At 37.3% G+C, this 17,920-nt stretch carries 11 protein-coding genes; 4 read left to right on the top strand and 7 right to left on the bottom strand.

The features are described 5' to 3' along the window. Positions 1–6: 6 nt before the first annotated feature. Together M2265_RS23275 and M2265_RS23270 are read right to left on the bottom strand one after the other, a co-directional pair. Positions 7–3,213: an efflux RND transporter permease subunit gene (locus M2265_RS23275; protein ID WP_317126539.1), complete on the bottom strand. Its 3,207-nt coding sequence runs from the start codon at positions 3,211–3,213 to the stop codon at positions 7–9. Then, on the bottom strand, positions 3,173–4,297 hold the full coding sequence (locus M2265_RS23270; protein WP_132770282.1) for an efflux RND transporter periplasmic adaptor subunit: 1,125 nt from the start codon (positions 4,295–4,297) through the stop codon (positions 3,173–3,175). Before M2265_RS23270 ends, M2265_RS23275 begins: the two co-directional genes overlap by 41 nt. Positions 4,298–4,756: 459 nt before the next feature. Between M2265_RS23270 and M2265_RS23265 the strand changes: the two genes are divergently transcribed. Then, positions 4,757–5,365 (top strand): helix-turn-helix transcriptional regulator, encoded by a 609-nt coding sequence (locus tag M2265_RS23265; protein WP_243656011.1) that lies wholly within the window; start codon positions 4,757–4,759, stop codon positions 5,363–5,365. Between the two features lie 138 nt (positions 5,366–5,503). On the opposite strand, the gene katG is transcribed toward M2265_RS23265, so the two are convergent. Further along, positions 5,504–7,786, bottom strand: coding sequence for a catalase/peroxidase HPI (gene katG, locus M2265_RS23260; RefSeq protein ID WP_132770284.1), 2,283 nt, complete (start codon positions 7,784–7,786; stop codon positions 5,504–5,506). Between the two features lie 544 nt (positions 7,787–8,330). Here katG and M2265_RS23255 point away from each other — a divergent pair. Beyond that, positions 8,331–8,882 carry a hypothetical protein gene (locus M2265_RS23255; protein ID WP_132770286.1) on the top strand — a complete coding sequence of 184 codons (552 nt, stop codon included), beginning with the start codon at positions 8,331–8,333 and terminating at the stop codon, positions 8,880–8,882. A gap of 212 nt (positions 8,883–9,094) precedes the next feature. Here the strand turns inward: M2265_RS23255 and M2265_RS23250 are convergent, their stop codons facing one another. The 4 genes from M2265_RS23250 to M2265_RS23235 form a co-directional block, all read right to left on the bottom strand. Next, positions 9,095–9,238 (bottom strand): hypothetical protein, encoded by a 144-nt coding sequence (locus tag M2265_RS23250; RefSeq protein WP_165905894.1) that lies wholly within the window; start codon positions 9,236–9,238, stop codon positions 9,095–9,097. A 151-nt stretch (positions 9,239–9,389) separates the two neighbouring features. Continuing rightward, entirely contained in the window at positions 9,390–9,611 is a 222-nt protein-coding gene (locus M2265_RS23245) for a hypothetical protein (RefSeq protein ID WP_132770288.1), read from the bottom strand. 37 nt (positions 9,612–9,648) lie between these two features. Next, the gene (locus tag M2265_RS23240) at positions 9,649–11,124 is read right to left on the bottom strand and encodes a tetratricopeptide repeat protein (protein ID WP_132770290.1); all 1,476 of its coding nucleotides are present in this window, start codon (positions 11,122–11,124) and stop codon (positions 9,649–9,651) included. Between the two features lie 159 nt (positions 11,125–11,283). After that, positions 11,284–12,480: an FAD-dependent monooxygenase gene (locus M2265_RS23235; protein ID WP_132770292.1), complete on the bottom strand. Its 1,197-nt coding sequence runs from the start codon at positions 12,478–12,480 to the stop codon at positions 11,284–11,286. Between the two features lie 476 nt (positions 12,481–12,956). Between M2265_RS23235 and M2265_RS23230 the strand changes: the two genes are divergently transcribed. Together M2265_RS23230 and M2265_RS23225 are read left to right on the top strand one after the other, a co-directional pair. Then, positions 12,957–13,913: a hypothetical protein gene (locus tag M2265_RS23230; protein ID WP_132770293.1), complete on the top strand. Its 957-nt coding sequence runs from the start codon at positions 12,957–12,959 to the stop codon at positions 13,911–13,913. Positions 13,914–14,697: 784 nt separating this feature from the next. After that, a complete protein-coding gene (locus M2265_RS23225; protein WP_132770295.1) occupies positions 14,698–17,916 on the top strand; it encodes a SusC/RagA family TonB-linked outer membrane protein in 3,219 nt (1,072 codons plus the stop codon). The last annotated feature ends 4 nt before the right edge of the window (positions 17,917–17,920 follow it).

Here is a 17,920-nt window from a genome sequence, read left to right as displayed (position 1 = left end):
AAGATGTTACTGTTCATCTTCTAATATACGGGCTGTATGACTTGGCTCCTTGACACCAAAGAGTTTCTCCTGTAATGCCTGGAAAACAATAAATAAAATAGGAATAACAAATACACCAAATACAGTCCCGATCAACATCCCCCCTACAGCCGCAGTGCCGATAGATTTATTACTTAATGCACCGGCACCAGTAGCTAGCATCAATGGAATCAATCCGAAAATAAATGCAAAGGAGGTCATTAAAATAGGTCTTAACCTTGATTTTGCGCCATAAATTGCAGACTGCACCAATGTTCTTCCGCTCAATCGATGCAAGAGTGCAAACTCCACAATAAGAATCGCATTTTTAGCCAATAAACCGATCAACATGATGAGGCTGATCTGTAAGAATATGTTATTATCTACCGCAAATAGCTTCGCAAAAATAAATGCTCCTGCCAAACCGATTGGCAATGATAAAAGAACAGAAAGTGGCAGGATGTAACTCTTATATTGAGCGCTTAAAAGGAAATAGATAAAAAGAAGGCACAGTGAAAATATTAATACTGTTTGACTACCGCTGGACAGCTCTTCGCGTGTCAAACCCGAAAATTCATAAGCATAGCCACGGTCTAAAGTTTGAGCCGCTGTCTCCTCTATTGCTTTAATAGCATCTCCAGAGCTATATCCTTCATTCGGTATCCCTGTTATGGTACTTGAAGTAAATAAGTTAAAACGTTGAATAAATTCCGGTCCATACGTCTTCTTCAAAGTAACAAATTCAGATATCGGTGCCATATTACCTTTTAAAGTTCGCACGTAAATCTTATTAATATCTTCTTCTTTTGCTCTATAATCAGCTCCTGCCTGCATCATGACGCGGTATTGCTTTCCAAAGCGATTAAGGTCGGAGGCGTAGATACCTCCAAAATATCCCTGAAGTGTCGTCAGTACCGTATTAACACTTACACCTGCGGCCTTACATTGGGCTACGTTGACATTAATTTCCAACTCAGGAAAACCAATATTAAAAGAGCTCGTAGCATAATTGATTTCAGGGCGTTGATTTAAAGCACCAATGAACGTATCGATATTTTTATTAAACTGTAGATAATTTCCACCTGTTTTGTCTTGTAGCTGCAGCTCAAAACCATTACTATTACCAAACCCCTGCAATGTCGGTGCAGCAAAAAAGATAATACTTGCCTCTTTGATATGAGCAGTTTTTTGAAATAATTTCTGAACAACAGCTGCAGCACTTTGATCTTTCCTGGCACGTTCTTTCCAGGGTTTTAATCGGATGAACAATGCTCCATAAGAACCTCCTGTACCGTGCAATAAATCCATGCCTGAGAGTGTAGAAGATAATTCGACTTCCGGTATACTGCGCGCAATACTGTCGACTTCAAATGCAATCTTTTCCGTACGTTCTAGAGTAGATGCCGGGGGTAAAACCACATTTCCATAGATAGCACCACCATCTTCATTAGGGACAAAACCAGTCGGTGTTGTTTTAACCAAGAAATAACATACCTGCGCAAATGTTGCAATACCTACAAATGAAATCCATTTATGACGGATTAAAAGGCGCACGACACCAATATATTTATTGGTTACTACTTCAAAAGCTACATTAAAACTGGTAAAAAACTTTGGCAAGAAACCCTTTGGTTTTTCAACATCTGCTACATGGGGCTTTAACAGTAAAGCACACAGAGCGGGACTTAATGTCAACGCATTTATTGCCGAAATAATAATGGCTACTGCCAATGTCAGTCCAAACTGTTTGTAAAACACTCCAGCAGATCCTGTAATGAAAGTGACTGGTACAAAAACCGCCGACATAATCAAAGTAATTGAAATAATGGCACCACTGATTTCGCTCATGGCATGCAATGTAGCTTTCTTGGCCGATTTAGCCCCATGATCTAATTTTGCATGAACTGCTTCGACCACCACAATAGCATCATCAACCACAATGCCTATGGCTAACACCAGTGCAAACAAAGTAAGGAGGTTAATGGTGAAACCAAAAAGCTTCAAAAAGAAAAATGTTCCAATAATGGCTACCGGTACTGCGATTGCTGGAATCAAAGTCGAACGCAGATCCTGTAAAAAGAGAAAGACCACTAAAAAAACCAATATAAATGCTTCAATAATTGTATAAATAACCTTCTCAACCGAAGCATCCAAAAAATCATTCGCATTCAAGAAAGTATGATATTCAACTCCTGGAGGAAAATCCTTTGACGCTTCTTTTAAAATATTTTCACAAGCAATGATCAAATCTCTTGCATTAGATCCCGAAATCTGGCTAATGGCACCTCCCGAAGAAAGCTTTCCCTGCGTAATTAGCGATGTGGTATAATCCAGAGCGCCAAATTCAATATCTGCGACCTCCTTTAACCGTAAGTAATCGCCCGCAACACCATTTTTCAAGATAATATTTTCAAATTGTTCAGGATCTTCGAGGCGCCCCGTATATTTCAATGCATATTGTAATGATTGACGGCTATTTTCGCCTATTTTCCCCGGTGCAGCTTCAATATTTTGTTCCTTTAATGCTGCCATAATGTCTTCCGGAATAAGACCATGAGTAGCCATGACATCCGGTTTCAACCAGATACGCATGGAGTATTCCTGATCACTATAAATCTCTGTAGCCCCAACACCTTCAACCCTTTTCATCTGAGGCATAATATTTATACGCAGGTAGTTATCAAGAAATTTCCTGTCGTATTTCCCATCTTTGCTGTAAAGCAAAAAACTAAAAGCCGTACTGCTCAACTGCTTGCTTGTTGTAATTCCTGCTTTAATAACTTCTGCTGGTAGCAGGCTGGTAGCTTTACTCACCCGATTCTGCACATTCACTGCGGCCATATCCGCATTCGTTCCCTGTTTAAAAAAGATGGTAATAGTTGCAGCACCATTATTGCTCCCGGTAGACGTCATGTAAGTCATATTCTCTACACCATTAATCTGCTCCTCCAATGGTATGATCACACTTTTCATAACAACATTCGCGTTTGCTCCTTGATAAGAGGCTGTTACAACAACTGTCGGAGGTGCAATTTCAGGATATTGTGAAATAGGAAGTGACATCAGTCCCAGGATTCCCAGCATTACAATTATTATCGATATTACCGTCGATAGAACGGGGTTTTCTATGAATTTTTTCAGCATCTCTTCTCTATTATTTTGTGGATACAGGACTAGGTTGAATTTGCATGCCATCTTTTAGGTTTCCAATTCCCTCAGTGATAACCATATCACCAGGCGCAAGCCCATATTGCACCACATAGTGTTGTTCCGTTGCTATCGGCAATACCTTTATTTCGGTAAGGTGTACAGTATTTTTAGCATCTACCGTATAGACATAGTAATTTCCTTGCATTTCAAAAACCGCTTTTTTAGGAACCTTCACTGCTTCATCAATTGTCGTCGGGAGCTGTAAAGTTGCGCTCGCTCCGCTCCATAATAAACCATCAGGATTTGGAAATAATGCTCTAAAATTTGCAGATCCGGTTTCTAAACTTATGACCCCGCTCAGACTCTGAATTTTTCCTTTAGACCCGTAATCTTTTCCATCAGCAGTCCGTAAATTAACTTGAGGTATATTCCTTAACTTCTCAGCCATGCTCTTACCTGCATATTGATTTAGAAAGCTATTAAGCTGTTTCTGACTCAAAGAAAAATGCGCATATACTTCCTTCGTATTCGCAATTGTTGTCAAAGCAGTTTCAGAAGTACTACTGACTAGACTGCCCTTTTTAAGTGGCAACCGTCCTACTATACCTGATATTGGGCTAACAATCTGTGTAAATGCTAGTTGTGATTGTGCATCTGACAATGCTGCTTTTGCCTGACTAAGTTCAGCCTTTTTAACCCTTTCTACATTCTTCGCTGTCGTCAGTTCAAATGAATTTACGATTTTCTTGTCCACAAGAGACTGCGTTCTCAACACTTGAATACTAGCCGTTTCTAGGGCTGCTTCCACTGCTAATACTGCCGCTTTTCGTTGATTCACATCCTGCACGAATCGATTGGCATCTATTTTAAATAGCTTTTGCCCAGTGTGCACAAGACTGCCTTCTTCGATAAAGACTTCCTCTATATAACCATCTACTTTTGAACGAATCTCTACTGTCTGCAATCCCTCTAACGTCGTTGGATACTCAACCGACAGAGTCGCTTTTTCAGATTTTAGTGTAAGTACAGGATAGGCAATTATTTCACTTGTTGCTGTTTCTTTCTTTGAATCGCAGGAGACTATTCCCGAGACGAGAAATAACAATAGATATAAGTGCATTTTTTTCATGATAATAATTTAGTAATGAAACAATAAGTAATAAACTAGGCATGAGCTTTTGCCTGAGATTCCATACATATTATCGTTAAATGACTAGACATAGGAATCCCGCTCCCCGCTCAAACCTGTATTTAGCTTGGGGATATTTTTACTCTTTTCTAGTGATAAAAACTAGATTTTAATCTTTATAGTAGTGAAATTACCTCTTCAGTATATTCCAATAGGGAACAACAGTTGTAAAGGCAAGAAATGCTGACTGAGCAATCTTTTTCGGACGGTGTATTTCTGGTGTATCTATCCACATAAAAATAATTATTACAATTCTTACTTAGCATTTACCAAATTTGATAATCAGAAGAAGTAGACTTACAGGTATCGATTTTGATAAGTGTGACAAAAGTAGTAATTTTGAATAATAAAACAACCAAATACTTGTTTTATTATTTTATGACGACAAACCGAATTTTAATGTTACTGAAAATGCGAGGTCCGTTAACGGCACTCGACATTGCCCATGAATTAAAAATAACCAAAGAAGGTGTTAGACAACAGCTGGTTAAATTTATGGATGAAGGCTTGATTGAAGTAGAGACAGAATCAAAGGGAGTCGGGCGGCCACAAAAATATTTCAATATTTCAGAACTCGGAAACAGCAAATTTCCGGATACCCATGCAGAGTTAACGGTGAAATTATTGACAATAATTAAAGAGTCAATAGGGACAGAAGCTTTACAGACGATCATTGAAGTCAATGAAGCAACAGGAAAAAAAAGATATCATGAAGAGATCGATCCTTTACCCAATCTAAAGTCTAAGATTGAAAGATTAGTCGCCATTCGTACCCGAGAGGGCTACATGGCAGATTATACTGAAGATGACGAGGGATATCTGCTTGTAGAAAATCATTGTCCTATTTGTGCAGCGGCTAAAGTCTGCCAAGGATTTTGTGCTTCAGAACTTCAGATTTTTCAATCCGTCTTAGGCGAATCCGTCTTGGTACAACGTACCGATCATATCATAGCAGGGGCGAGACGTTGTGCATACCGTATCGTATCTTCTGCAAAAGGTTTCGAATAGCATTACACAGAAAATCCTCTCAAATTAAATGAGAGGATTTTCTGTATAAATAGGAATTATATAGTATCGGTGACTGAATGACTTCGTCCAAGCCAAAGCAAATCAATATGCTCTAAAGCGTATTGATTAAACCCTTATTTATGACATTTTATCAAAACGGTCGGCATTCATCACTTTATTCCAAGTTTTTACAAAAGCATCCACAAATGACTTTTCATTGCCAGACTCAGCATACACTTCTGCAACAGCCCGAAGTTCAGCATGCGAGCCAAATACGAGATCAGCACGTGTCGCAGTCCACTTCGGTTGACCCGATTTACGGCAAGTACCTAAATACAATTCTTTCGTTTCATCCATTGGTTTCCACTGCGTTGCCATATCTAAAAGATTTACGAAAAAATCATTGGTCAGCTGTCCTGGACGTGAGGTAAATACACCGTGTTTAGATTCATCAAAATTAATATCAAGTACACGAAGACCTCCAATTAGAACAGTCATTTCAGGAACTGAAAGATTTAATAATTGCGCTTTATCGATCAATAATTCTTCGGTAGATACTGCTTTGTTTTTTAATTTACGATAATTTCTAAATGCATCTGCTAGTGGTTCTAAGAAGGCAATCGACTCTACATCAGTTTGGTCTTGAGTAGCATCTGTACGTCCCGAAATAAAAGGAACTTCCACATCGTAACCCGCCTGATGTGCCGCTTTTTCAATAGCAGCCGCACCCGATAAAACAATCAGATCAGCAATTGAAACTTTTTTCCCTCCAAACTGTGCATTATTAAACCGTGTTTGAATGTCTGTTAATATTGTTAATACCTTATTTAATTGCATCGGTTTATTGACCTCCCAGGCATTCATCGGAGCTAAGCGGATTCGAGCTCCATTTCCTCCTCCCCGTTTATCCGAATTACGAAAAGTTGAGGCCGAAGCCCATGCTGTAGATACCAGTTCCGAAATCGATAGACTTGTATTTAAAATCTGTGCTTTTAGAGATTGAATATCTGTCTCATCAATCTCAGCATAATCAACCTTAGGAAGTGGATCCTGCCATATAAACTCTTCATGAGGCACATCGGCACCTAAATAACGCGAACGAGGTCCCATATCACGGTGCGTTAATTTGAACCAGGCACGAGCAAATGCATCAGCAAACTCTTGTGGATTATCCTTGAAGCGACGTGATATTTTTTCGTATTCAGGATCAAAACGCAAAGACAAGTCTGTGGTCAGCATAGTCGGTTTTAATTTTTTATTCGGATCGTGCGCGTGCGGAATAATATCACCAGCATCTTTAGCTACCCACTGATGAGCTCCAGCAGGACTTTTTGTTAACTCCCATTCAAAATCAAACAAGTTTTCAAAAAACAGATTTGTCCACTCTGTAGGTCTACTTGTCCAGGTCACTTCCAGACCTGAAGTAATGGTATCTCCACCTCTCCCTGTACCAAAAGAATTTTCCCACCCGAGTCCTTGAGATTCTAAACCAGCAGATTCAGGTTCCTTACCAACATGATCAGCAGACGCTGCTCCATGCGTTTTACCAAACGTATGCCCGCCGGCAATCAATGCGACCGTTTCTTCATCATCCATAGCCATACGTCCAAAAGTATCCCGGATATCTTTTGCTGCCGCAATAGGATCGGGATTACCATCAGGTCCTTCCGGATTTACATAAATTAAACCCATTTGAACTGCTGCCAATGGGTTTTCTAAATTTCGGCTATGAATCTTACCATCAGCGTCATCGTCAGACACCAATACGCCATGTCCTTCCTTTACTCCCTCAGATCCATCTGCATAACGAACGTCGCCACTAAGCCATGTTTTCTCTGAGCCCCAATATACATCCTGATCTGCTTCCCAAACATCCTCACGTCCTCCTGCAAAACCCAAAGTTTTAAAGCCCATTGATTCCAAAGCCATATTCCCGGTTAAAATCAATAAGTCTGCCCAAGAAATCTTACGTCCATATTTTTGTTTTATAGGCCATAACAATCGTCTTGCTTTATCTAAGCTCACGTTATCTGGCCAGCTATTTAAAGGTGCGAAACGTTGCTGTCCACGACCTGCCCCCCCACGTCCATCACCAACACGGTAAGTCCCTGCACTATGCCAAGCCATACGAATAAATAATGGTCCATAATGACCAAAATCTGCAGGCCACCAATCTTGAGATTGTGTCATTAATTCCTTTAAATCATTTTTTATTGCATCCAGATCCAAACTTTCAAATTCTCTTTTATAATCAAAATCCAAACCCATAGGATCAGACTTTACATCATGTTGACGCAATAAATTAACTTTTAACTGGTTTGGCCACCAATCTTGATTTGTTGTACCTCCACCAGCAACAGCTTTACGCAATGTTCCATTATGAAATGGACACTTATTAATGTCATTGAATTCGTTTTCCATGGGTTTCTAATTTTTCAAAAAATTAACGTTCTATTTTGGTTATCTCAACTAACTAAATTTAAACAAAAAAAAATATCAAATGAAATTTATCTGATCTTTAAACCTTCCTAATAAATTAAGATTCAGTGAAGTATAATTACCAGAAATACAATTGTTGGAAAATCCCATAAATAGATAAACTTTTTATTTTTCTTTAATAAAAAAGAAGATAATTTTTTGCACGAACATCATTATTCCTGAAAGAAACTGCTGTACAACAATTTAAAATAAAAATAGATAGTTTCTAATAAGTAGCAATAATTACATCATAAGATAAATGATTGAATTTTATTTCGTATATTAACCCTATAATTATATACTATTTTTAAAATAAATCTAACAAACACGTTAAAGCTTATATTTCACATGGTTTGTGAGAATCAAAAAAGGATTCACGTCACGATTTATAAAGGATTCACGATCATATACCATTTATTTAATGATTAGAAAGTTTTGATACACCGAGGTACAACAAAAAGTTAGTTACCTATAAATAACCAGTATTATGAATAAAGAAGAAAACCGAAAGCCAAAATTAAGATTAAAAAGAGAAATTCAGGATAAACTTGAGGCTGAGAACATTACTCTAGAAGAATTCTTCGAGCAAAAGGAAAAGGAAAAAAATGACCGATTCACTCAAGAGCTTCAAGATTATCGTTTAAAATATCCTGAGCCTCCACAAATAGTGGCTGAAATTGAATTGACTGAAAATATTCAAAACTTAGGCTATAAAAGACAGTTTTTTAACCGTAATGATGCTAATTTTTTGGTCAAAGAGATAGAAAACTGGGAAAATGAAAATAGCTATATGGAAATAGAACCCTTCACCGGTGATCAAAAAGAAAAAATGATTCAGACTTATATCACTACTGGCATACGATATGATTTTAAAAACATCGGCATTACATTATATTATGCTCCGATATTCTACCAAAACAATTACGATAATGGTAGATCCTTGTTGAATTATGGCACTTCATTATATAAATATGATCATTTCAAAAAAGAATTTTCAATCGCTGATAACGATGATTTTCACGATATAACTTTTTCGTAAGTGAGCAGTTAAATATCTCAATTCTCAGATCTTTACCATATGTACAACAGCAAAAAAGAGCTAAATCAGATGGACATGAATTAGCTCTTTTTACTTTGACCTTTAAGCTGACTATAACTTTAGGCAAACTCACTACAAAGATAGTAGCGGTATTAGTTCTTAATATTTAAAGGAAGTTATGTTCTCTTAAAAATACCTATTTTTTTATACCACTAGATCACAGGTGTTGCTCCTTCAAACTCTGTCAATTCATATCTATTTTTATAACTGAGATCCTGCAAACAATTTATTTTCTTATCCTGATCATAAAATATTTTAAATGTTCGCGTCTCTTTATTAATTAAAGTAAGAGACATTTGAATCATATTTTGTCAGCTTCATCAGTATGCTTGAACTAATTCTACACTCTACATTAGTATCCTTTTTTCGCTCTTTTTTATCCCTAACTTCCAATCTTTAAAGGAAGCTCTGCTATCAACCCGATTACCACTTATTTCGATCACCTCTCTAAAAATAACATTTGGGGCTAGGGTCGTATCTACATTTATTTCCAAGCAAAAGCCTCGGGGAAGATAATTCAGTTTCTTTATATTCTTCATGAATTACAACTGTAGGTTGTCCAGTTATATTTGTCTTTTTGGTAGTAGCTTTTTTAGCAGATTTTGTTTGTGTATAGTCATTAGTAGCAACTAAGCTTAAACCTATGGGCAAATATTTGATGATTTTCATTTTCGAATCAACTTAATTTTCGTAATTTTTATATTTATTATTTCAGACAATCAACTAGCAAAATATCTTCTACTTGAATAGCCATTCTTTTTGCTTTGAGCAAATCGGAACAATAATCTACATCATTCAAAAGCTGTTTAATTTGCCCTCTGACATAATATGAAAACCCGTTATTAGGATCCAGCTCAATTGCCTTATTACAATCTCCCAAAGCATTTAACAGATTTGGTATATCTTTTTTGGATTTCATAACCCAGTTCATTTTAAACGGTTGATTCGGCAATTTACTGCTGATAATTATATTTGACTGTTTCGATTTTTCAGATAAACATACTTGAGCAATTGCTCTATTGACATAAGCTAACGCATATTTTTCATTGCTCTGGATGCTCTGATCAAAATCTGCCAAAGCAAGTTTATATTGATGTTGAAGCAAATAAATATATCCCCTTCTATTCCAATATAACTCCTTTTCAAAACTACTACCATTAGACATTAACGTTATTGCGCTATTTATAGCAGATAACCCTTCATCCAGATTATCAGATTGAACTTTACATTCAGCATTATTATAATATATACTTGCTGTTGATGCATTGTAATAAGATTGTATATCTTGCTCACTCATATATGCAAACCTCGGATTACGTTTTAATTCCCTCATCAACCCCTCTTTATTGACTAATGCATGATCATAATTTAATGCTGCATTTTTAAAATCTTTTAGCGCAAGATGTGTGTTACCCCGAAAAGATAAAAGCATAGCGTTATTGGGAAATTTAGTGAGCCCGGCATCATAAATTTCCAGCGCTTTATCAAACTTTTTTAAATTATAAAAAGCCACTCCGCGTTGGTAATAAAAGCTAGCTTTACTATTATCGCAAAAATCCAGCAATGCATCATCTATCCTTTTAAAAAATGCGGGGTCATTAACTTTTAACTGTTGTGCAAGCAATTTTGCAGTAGTATAATCCTGACAAGAGGCATCCATATCTTCCAACTCAAAGTGCACTTCAGCTTTGTTCAAGTAAGCTTGCAAATTATTCGGATTTAATTGGATCGCTTTAACATGATCTACCAAAGCCTTTTCCGGTTGTTTTAAATGATGATATATTGTACCTCGAGCATCAACCACTCGATCATCCATAGGATCAATCGCCACGGCCGTATCCAAGTAAGTTAAAGCTTCAGTAAAATCGCTCTTGGCGGCATAAATAAGAGCTATATTCAAATAGCAACGTGCACAGGAAGGGTTGATGGAAAGTGCCTTCCTATAGTATTGTTCGCCCAGTACTAAATTACCTATCTGGAGATATTGGTATCCCGTTAAGCGTAACAAAACCTCATTTTCAGGATGATTTTTTACCTGCATCTCCAAATATGGGATGATCTTTTCAGATTGACCAATCAAATTTAAAGAATCTACAGTCTTTTCAAAAACACTTTTACTCTGCCCATACACCTGTACAGTAAACAAAAATGAAAAGAATAACATCGTCAACACCGATCTCATAATATGAAATTTAAAATCTGATAGAGTTTATGAAACATTAGGTCTAGTAAATCGGCAAGTATTATAAAAACCTATCTTCAAAACAATTTATGCACTAATCATGCCTCATTTTTATAAGCACTTTCATAATTTACTTATATACTAAGCTACCTAATCTATTTACTTGTTATAATAAGGTAATTGGATACGCTCTTTTATTTCTTTTTTCCCTTTTCCGTCAAAGAGCTTTGTTATTTTTTTCACCAATTTACTTGATGCAATTCCTAGCACAGTATTGAACACTTTGATTCCAAACTTTGTTTTCGGATGTGCTAGCCATGGTACTCCCGGGGGTAGATTCTGAATATCTTCAACATAAGGGCGCATTAACTTTTCATAAGCTTCAAAGGCATCTTGATGATTCTGGTGTCTCGACAATTCTCCAGCCAATACATATGCACCAACTATAGAAAGACTTGCCCCCATTCCTGACATCGGAGTTGGACAATAAGCCGCATCCCCAACCATAGCACATCTTCCATTGGTCCATCGAGGTGCCTTCACTTGACTTATACTATCAAAATAAACATCTTTACTTTCCTCCAATCCTTGTAGCAGACGTGGTGCCTGCCAACCAGCATCAGCAAACTTTTGCTTCAAAATTCCTTTCTGCTCTTGCAAACTAAGTTTTTCGTACCCTTTCTCTGGCGATAGAAAAGAAAATGATGCACGGGTGGTTCCTACATTATCTGGTCTTAGGTTTAATACTCTTGATTCTGGTGCATTATACCAATAAGCCCATGACGTGTCAGAATCAATACGTGGAATAGTCAAATAAGAGCAGTAAACTCCAATATATTTGATCACGGGCTCATCTCCAAAAATTAGCTTCCGTGTTGACGAACGAATTCCATCAGCAGCAATGACCAAATCAAAGGAGCGCGGAGTACTATTTTTAAAAGTAACATTCACTTTATCTTTATCTTCTACTAAAGCTAGAATCTGATCTCCAAAAATATAGGGAATATTATCTTTAGTCGCATTAAAAAATACCTGCGCAAGATCTCCACGCAAAATCTCAAGTTCTGCGGTTCCGAATCCACCATTAGTTTTAGGAAATTCAGCTAAAGTATGATTGTTAACATCAACAAAACGGATTCCTAGTTCACCTGTATTTGCTGCTCTGATTTCATCTTCGAGCCCCATTAGCTGTACTACTTTCTGAGCTTCATCTCTAACATCTATATTTTGTCCGCCTAATCTCAATTCTTCTGCACGCTCTACGATGGTGACATCAAAACCAAATCGATGTAACCAAAATGCTAAAGCCGGACCAGCAATACTAGCGCCTGATACAAGTACTGTTCTTTTTTCCATTGATTTTTATGTTTTATGACTCATCTACAATACGAATAACAGTTGAAATTCACATCGTACTGAATTTTCACACTGCTCCCTTTATGTACCGGTTCAATTAGTCCAGAAATATTTTCACTTTCTCTAATGTAAACCTATTTTTCCAAAACTAATAATTCTTGCTATATGATTATAAATTACAAATGCATCATCATGATGATTAAATATCAAGCCACTGCGGCAGCCTGCTATTAAATAATGAAACCTAAAATTCACATTTAATTAATACCACTTACCTGCCTATCTGCTTTTTACTTCATCCAAATCACTCAACTAAAACAACCTACATATTAAATCCATATTAATTAAAAACACACTTTATGACAGATATTTTACCGATAAGCAACAGTAATAAAATAAATTCGGTATATTCAGTTATTATTAACCGTACAGAATTATAGTGATTTGAGCCAATAATATACAAAATCAGCATCATTATGTTTTTAGCAACCAAATCGAAAATCATTACAACAGCCTTATTTATAGGGTTTATGACGTCCTGCTCTGTTAATAAGAATACAGCATTTATGCTGACCCTTAAAAATAGTTATTGCATACCACCAACCTACTTTCTAAAGGCAGAGCAGACATTACCTAATTACGCTATAGATTCTCTAGCCATCCACGATGAATTAAACAGTGTATTCTCAAGACAAAATATCCTTATGCTTTATGCTCTTGGACTGACCAAGGAGATAAAAGAATTACAAAAACTTAAAGGCAATACTAGTGTTAGTGCAGAAATTCGTAAGCTAACGATCAACAATAAGGTCAATAGAACACTGCTTCTAGCACTATCAGATATCAATGCCGCAGCAGCCGAACTAGATTGTGAAGCAGAACGCGTCGATCAGGTCGCTGGATATATAGATAATATCAATGCTTCAAGAAATAATAAACTTGTCGTGGGCTCTATTGCACTGGGTGCGGCTGCATCAATAGCCGGAGCTCTCATTACCAATAATAATGTCAATAATGCAGTAGGTATTACAGGTGGGGTACTTGGTGGAGGCCTTGGTTTTTTCACCTTGAATCCCAAAGGAAAAAAGATAGAGTTTTTTCATCCTCATAACCTATTGCGAAATGTATGGACTGAAAATGATTCGGATCAAAGCTTTTCACCTTTTATCTGGTATATGCTGAGCGAGAAAGAATTTAGTAACGATGGTAATAGCTCGCTATTGCACAATCTCAAAACACGATGGATCGATTATCAGTTTGACAGCAACGAAAATCAGGGAAACCAATCTGTTATATTTTCGGATGGAGGCATTTACTTTGCTGATGATTTACACTCCAGAGCAGCTATGATCAACCAGTTACAAGCCGTTATCCGCTCCATTAACCAAAGTATCAACAACTTAATACTGGAAGCAAATAAAACACTTGAATAAATTAATTACCCAACATACTCACGCTAAAATCAATAATGATAAAACTTACCTTATTAGTTGCTTTAATATTCATTTACTTTAATCCGCTTGCTAGTGATATATATTATCTTCATGAATATTATAAGTTTATGAAGATCTTTTCCCGAAGCGTAATATTCTTGAACGCGCTTTCCGTTTAATTTAACCAATTAATACTGCTCTAAATCAAAACATAAAGAGAAATAGTCTAAGCGTAGGTAATTAGTAATTATAATAATGGTTTGGCCCCAACTTTTCATCATTTACTTTTCTTCCTGTTGTTAGATTTAGAGATGCTGTACTTGTAAGCTTATCTTATAAGGACAGAAAATTACCTCCTATCACTATATTTTATATAAAATCACTTATAAAAATCACGCAATTATTTGTCAATAATAAAAAAATATATCACAACAATAATTGACTTTTCCCCGATTTGATAGTTATAAAAAGCTATTTTCTAAAAATAATTTAAATCCATAAGTAATTGCAAATGAACACATTTTGTTCAAATTAAAATATTTTTAAAATAAAGACTACCAAAATGGTAGATTTAATATTTTTTTCTAATATATTTACATCACAATCAACAGAAATTAGCTAACCCTATGCCTTATAAAAATCATTTCTCACTGCTTCGAATGTGCCACTGGCACTTCACTAATTCTACCCCAAAAGCAACAAGTGTCTATACATCGACATTTCCATAAAAAAACATTTAGTTACTACTAAACAAATCGTCGTTTACTAAAAATTTAAATTTTCAATGAAACATATTCAATTTTCTAAATACACCCGTATTTGGCCGGGGATACCTTTGCTCATATTTACCCTCTCCACTGTAGTGGCATATGCACTTGAAAATCCCCAGTTGAAAGGCAAACAACTACAATTACCTGCATCACCTCATACTAGGTATTCCCAACTGTCAGATCAAAAAACAGTAGTCCGTGGCAAAATCCTTAACGAGTCGAATAAACCCATACGTGGGGCTACAGTTAAGTCGAAAACCTCCGGCGTGCTGGTACATTCTGACGCAGGGGGAAACTTTGAGATTCCTTCCAGTAAAGGAGATATACTAATTATCTCCTATATTGGATTTGAGACCGTTCAATACCCTTTACACAACCCGAAGGAACGAATTGATATTACGTTACGTATTCGTCAAAATGCACTTGAGGAGACCGTCGTTGTCGCCTACGGCCGTTCCAAAGCAAAAGATATTACCGGATCAATGACACGTCTTACTGAAGCTGATCTAAAAAATGCTCCTATGGGGGCCAACATCCAAAGTCTGCTTCAAGGAAAAGCTGCAGGAGTCAATGTAGCCATTCAGTCAGCCTCCCCTACATCACCAGTCAGCGTCATTATTCGAGGAGCATCTTCTTTGACCGGAAACAACCAGCCACTATGGGTCATCGATGGTGTACCTGATTATTCGAACAATACATCTGGCAATATAGCCAATACCCTTTATAATCTGAATCTCGAAGATGTTCAAAGTGTTGACATTCTAAAAGATGCATCTGCTACGGCTTTATACGGATCAAGGGCCTCAAACGGTGTCGTTTTAGTAACTACAAAAAAAGGTAAACAAGGTCAGGCACCGACTATTGAAGTTTCTTCCCGACTGGGACTACAGACTCAGAATTTCAATGATTACTCTTACTTTGACGCACCCCAATACATTGATTTTGCAGATAAGGCGGCACGCGAAGAAGTAATAAGTAGAGGATCCTTCGATTATTTCACTCGCTTATATTTAGATGAGCAAGCATTTTTTAACTTACGTACTAGCGAATATGATAAATCCGATCTCCGTATATTACCAGGCGCTTTTTATGAAGGAAACACCAACTGGTTAAACGAAATGACACAATCCCCCTGGAACCATACCCACACATTATCTTTACGTGGAGGAACACAAGATGTAGTTTATTACGTTTCCCTCAACAATCAGAATTATTATGGAGTAATACAATCAGGAAAAAGTCGACTTTATGGGGGCCGTGCAAATCTAGAAGCAAAGCTTAGAAAAGGATTAAAATTTGGTCTACAGATAAACGGTTCATCCCGCAACACTGATGATAAAGATTATATGCTCAACGTGATTAAAAAAATAAGACCTGACATTCCAGTTTACAATCCAGACGGAACACTTTTCACCCGAGATCCTTATACTGAAAACCCCTATACTACTTTATTGAATACACAAAATGGGGAGAACAAAAATTTTAATGCTACTACTTTTTTAGAAGTAAATGTATGGAAAGATTTCCTCTTTAGAACTGCCTATACCGCCAATTATAGCAATAATGAATTTCTTAAATACATGCGACGGGGCAGTACCTTTAATTACGACGGCAACCGAAACTGGCAGTATCAAAAAACGAACTCTCAAGTCTGGGAAAACACACTTACGTATGCTAAACAACATGGCAACCATGATGTGCTGGCCTTATTAGGTTATTCCTTTGAGAAAACAGGTCTCACCAATTTTGGCATGATAGCATCTAATTTCCCTGACGATGACATCCTCAATAATTTTTCTTCGGGAGCAAACAGAGGTGCTTTGGCAGAGGATTACACAGCCTACGCATTGGTATCTCAGTTCTCAAGACTACAATACAAATATAAAGACCGCTACATCCTAGGTGGAACCTTAAGAAGAGACGGCTCATCCCGTTTTGGTCCTAATAACCGTTGGGGAATTTTCCCCTCCGGCTCTTTTGCCTACCTGATCCACGAAGAATCTTTTTTTAAGAACGCAGCTATTAAAGAAAAGATCTCCTACCTTAAATTAAGGGGATCAATCGGAACAGCAGGATCACAAAATCTTGGAAATTACAGTTGGCAGACTTACATCGGCTCGGCTCGGTACAATGAAAGTCCGGCCATAAGTCCCAGCTCGATCGGCAACCTTGGCCTCAAGTGGGAAGAAACAAAAATGGTCGATATTGGGCTAGACTTTGGTTTATTCAAAGAGCGTCTCCGTGGTTCCTTTGGCTATTACTCCAAAAAATCCAACGACCTCATATATTCCAAACCCCTACCGCCCAGTTCATCATTCAGTTCCATCAGCTCTAATGTTGCTTCAATCAAAAATGAAGGAGTAGAATTTGACATCAGATATGATGTTATTAAGCACCCTAATTTCACACTTACTGTAGATGCCAATATTGCCAGCAACAAGGGAAAGGTTCTTAAGATCAACGGATCCGCCACAGAACTCAATTTTGGCAACATCGTAATCAAAGAAGGAGAACGTACAGGTCAATGGTTTGGTTATGAAACCTATAATCGTCTTTTCGTGACACAAGAAGAAATCATTGCGCTTCAGAGCACAAATGCAACAGGTGGCAAACAATATTATAGAAGTGCACAAGAAAGTATCGGAGATCTCTACTTTAAAGATCAGAATGGGGACGGTATCATCAATACCGACGACAAAGTCTCCTTAGGAAGTGCCGAACCTAAATATTTTGGAGGATTTGGTCTGACTGCTATTTACAAAAATTTCTATGCCAATGCCACTTTCACTTATGCATCAGGGATGAAAAGACTATGGAGCATGCCTATGGAGGATGTAGGCTACGTGGGCAACTACAACCACAGTAACAAGATTGCTGGGCAGAGTGCTACTCTATTGAATCCCTACACCGCCACTATCCCTCGGATGACACAGTATGGTGATGGAGCAAACAGTACTTTTTCAGATTTCTGGCTTTATGATGCTTCCTATATTCGCCTGAGTGCGCTTAACCTAAGCTACAGAATACCGCAAAAAACACTTGCCAATTCGTTAATACAAGGCATCGACTTAACTTTTCAGGCAACCAACCTACTGACCCTTACTTCATATCCAGGGTTTGATCCACAAGGAAATTGGTCCAGCTCCAGTATTGGTACTGGAATGGGGACAGACAACAGTGCATATCCAGCTGCCCGGAATTTCAACTTAGGTGTAAAACTAACTCTTAGATAATAAC

It is taken from the genome of Sphingobacterium kitahiroshimense (assembly GCF_025961315.1).
GTDB lineage: Bacteria > Bacteroidota > Bacteroidia > Sphingobacteriales > Sphingobacteriaceae > Sphingobacterium > Sphingobacterium anhuiense.
Note: the sequence above shows the minus strand (reverse complement) of the source record. Positions and strands in the feature narration are given on the sequence as shown.

What these genes read in the sequence shown, in the direction of transcription:
- M2265_RS23270 (WP_132770282.1), bottom strand. Translation starts at nt 4,297, where the DNA reads ATGAAAAAAATGCACTTATATCTATTGTTATTTCTCGTCTCGGGAATA.
- M2265_RS23275 (WP_317126539.1), bottom strand. Translation starts at nt 3,213, where the DNA reads ATGGCATGCAAATTCAACCTAGTCCTGTATCCACAAAATAATAGAGAA.
- M2265_RS23240 (WP_132770290.1), bottom strand. Translation starts at nt 11,124, where the DNA reads ATGAGATCGGTGTTGACGATGTTATTCTTTTCATTTTTGTTTACTGTA.
- M2265_RS23235 (WP_132770292.1), bottom strand. Translation starts at nt 12,480, where the DNA reads ATGGAAAAAAGAACAGTACTTGTATCAGGCGCTAGTATTGCTGGTCCG.
- M2265_RS23245 (WP_132770288.1), bottom strand. Translation starts at nt 9,611, where the DNA reads ATGAAAATCATCAAATATTTGCCCATAGGTTTAAGCTTAGTTGCTACT.
- M2265_RS23230 (WP_132770293.1), top strand. Translation starts at nt 12,957, where the DNA reads ATGTTTTTAGCAACCAAATCGAAAATCATTACAACAGCCTTATTTATA.
- M2265_RS23225 (WP_132770295.1), top strand. Translation starts at nt 14,698, where the DNA reads ATGAAACATATTCAATTTTCTAAATACACCCGTATTTGGCCGGGGATA.
- M2265_RS23265 (WP_243656011.1), top strand. Translation starts at nt 4,757, where the DNA reads ATGTTACTGAAAATGCGAGGTCCGTTAACGGCACTCGACATTGCCCAT.
- M2265_RS23255 (WP_132770286.1), top strand. Translation starts at nt 8,331, where the DNA reads ATGAATAAAGAAGAAAACCGAAAGCCAAAATTAAGATTAAAAAGAGAA.
- katG (WP_132770284.1), bottom strand. Translation starts at nt 7,786, where the DNA reads ATGGAAAACGAATTCAATGACATTAATAAGTGTCCATTTCATAATGGA.
- M2265_RS23250 (WP_165905894.1), bottom strand. Translation starts at nt 9,238, where the DNA reads ATGTCTCTTACTTTAATTAATAAAGAGACGCGAACATTTAAAATATTT.